Source organism: Microbacterium sp. PF5 (assembly GCF_004794315.1).
In the GTDB taxonomy this organism is placed as follows: domain Bacteria; phylum Actinomycetota; class Actinomycetes; order Actinomycetales; family Microbacteriaceae; genus Microbacterium; species Microbacterium sufflavum.
The window spans coordinates 1-1807 of sequence record NZ_SSDQ01000101.1; the positions used below are offsets into that span (position 1 = coordinate 1).

At 74.5% G+C, this 1807-nt stretch carries 2 protein-coding genes and 1 pseudogene; all 3 read left to right on the plus strand.

Going from position 1 to position 1807, the window contains the following annotated elements:
* The coding region (locus tag DW297_RS18875; protein WP_240744552.1) for an FHA domain-containing protein at positions 1 to 426 on the plus strand (426 nt) is incomplete at its 5' end.
* Positions 423 to 1241, plus strand: a complete 819-nt coding sequence (locus tag DW297_RS07805; RefSeq protein ID WP_136031075.1) for a PP2C family protein-serine/threonine phosphatase — start codon at positions 423 to 425, stop codon at positions 1239 to 1241. The genes DW297_RS18875 and DW297_RS07805, both read left to right, overlap by 4 nt.
* Positions 1241 to 1807, plus strand: a pseudogene (locus DW297_RS07810) (hypothetical protein); the annotation flags it as partial. The gene DW297_RS07805 and the pseudogene DW297_RS07810, both read left to right, overlap by 1 nt.

The following is a 1807-nucleotide window of genomic DNA, read 5'->3' on the forward strand; positions in this document are numbered from 1 at the left end:
GCCCCCGCATCCGCGCCCGCCGCATCCGCGCCCGCCGCGCCTGCCCCCGCCGTCGTCGCGCCCGCGACCGACGACCTGGAGGAGACGCGCATCAGCATCCCCGGGCACCGGCTGGTCTTCACGTGGGACGACGGCACCCGCGTCCCGGTCTCGCGGCGCACGGTGTTCGGCCGCAACCCCGCGGTCGAGGAGGGCGCGGTGATCGTGCCCGTGCGCGACGAGACGCTGTCGCTGTCGAAGACGCACTTCGAGGCCGCGTCCGAGGCCTCGGGTGGCTGGGTGCTCGACCGGCACTCCACGAACGGCCTCACGATCGTGCGCGACGGTCAGCGCATCGCGTGCCCGGCCGGCCAGCGCGTGCCGATCCGGCTCGGCGACGTGATCGAGATCGGCGACCGCGTGGTGATGGTCGGAGGTTACGCATGACCGCCCCGCTCGTGGTGTCCACGGGGGCTGCGACCCACTCGGGTCTGCGCCGCCCGCTCAACGAAGACGCCTACATGGCCAGCTCCCCCCTGTTCCTGGTCGCCGACGGCATGGGCGGCCACGAGGCGGGGGAGCGCGCGAGCGCCGCGGTGATCGACGAGTTCGCGCGCTTCATCGGTCGCACCGACCTGGAGCTCGACGACCTGCTCGAGGCGCTGGCGCGGGCGCGCACGGCGGTCGAGGAGCTGTCCACGACCGGCAACGGCCGCGCGGGCACCACTCTCAGCGGCGTGGTCGTCGCCTCGGTCGAGGGCATGGGCTACTGGCTCACGGTCAACATCGGCGACTCGCGCACCTACCGCTTCGCGGACGGCGAGCTGGAGCAGATCAGCGTCGACCACTCGGTGGTGCAGGAGCTCATCGAGTCGGGCGAGCTGACGATCGAGGAGGCCGCGCACGACCGCCGCCGCAACATCATCACGCGCGCGATCGGCGCGAGCAGCACGGGCGACGCGGACTACTGGCTGTTCCCGGCCGAGCTCGGCGACCGCATGCTCATCTGCTCCGACGGGCTCACGACCGAGGTGCCCGACGCCCGCATCACCCAGATCCTCGGCGCGGAGCCTGATCCGCAGCGCGCCGCCGACCTCCTGGTCGACGAGGCCGTGCAGGCCGGTGGCCGGGACAACATCACCGTGGTCGTCGTCGACGCGGTGTCGGTCGCGTCGCGACCGGGCACGCTGCTGCTGTCCGACGACACCGACATCGACGCCGACACGCGCCCGCGCGAGGCCGCAGCAGGAGGGGTTCGCTGATGCAGACGATCTACCGACCGGGACCGTGGTACCTGATCGTGATCCCCGGCGCCCTGGTGGCGCTGCCGCCCGACGTGCCCGGCGCGACCGTGACGACGCTCTGGGAGCGCCTGCCCGCGGAGCGCAGCCTCGCCACGGTCATCGACGTGCTCACGACGCAGGCCGGCGGTTCGTTCTCCGCGATGCCGCCGTTCGTCGCGGCCGTGCTGGAGGGGTCCGACGCCCGCGTGGCCGTGCGCGGAGCCCTCACGGTGCGCGTGACCGGCGCGGACAGCGAGACCGCGTCGTTCTCCGGCGCCGACGTGACCACGTGGAGCGAGCGGTTCGTCCCCGGTGCGTCGGCGGTCGAGATCACGGTGGACGACGACGACGCCGGCACCGCCCTGCCCGTGCACACCGGGATCGTCCTGGCCGCCGCGGTCAGCGCCGAGCTGGAGCCGGCCGACGCCGAGGCCCTCGGGGGCTCCGCGGGTCCGGCACCCGTGCTCGCCGAGGCGCCGCGCCCCGCCGCCTCCGCGCCCGCCGTACCGTCCGGCACCGCCCCGGCCGCCCCGGTCGCGGGCACC

Bases quoted from the DNA above. Each gene is read 5' to 3' on its own strand.
- DW297_RS07805 (WP_136031075.1), top strand. From the start codon at position 423: ATGACCGCCCCGCTCGTGGTGTCCACGGGGGCTGCGACCCACTCGGGT.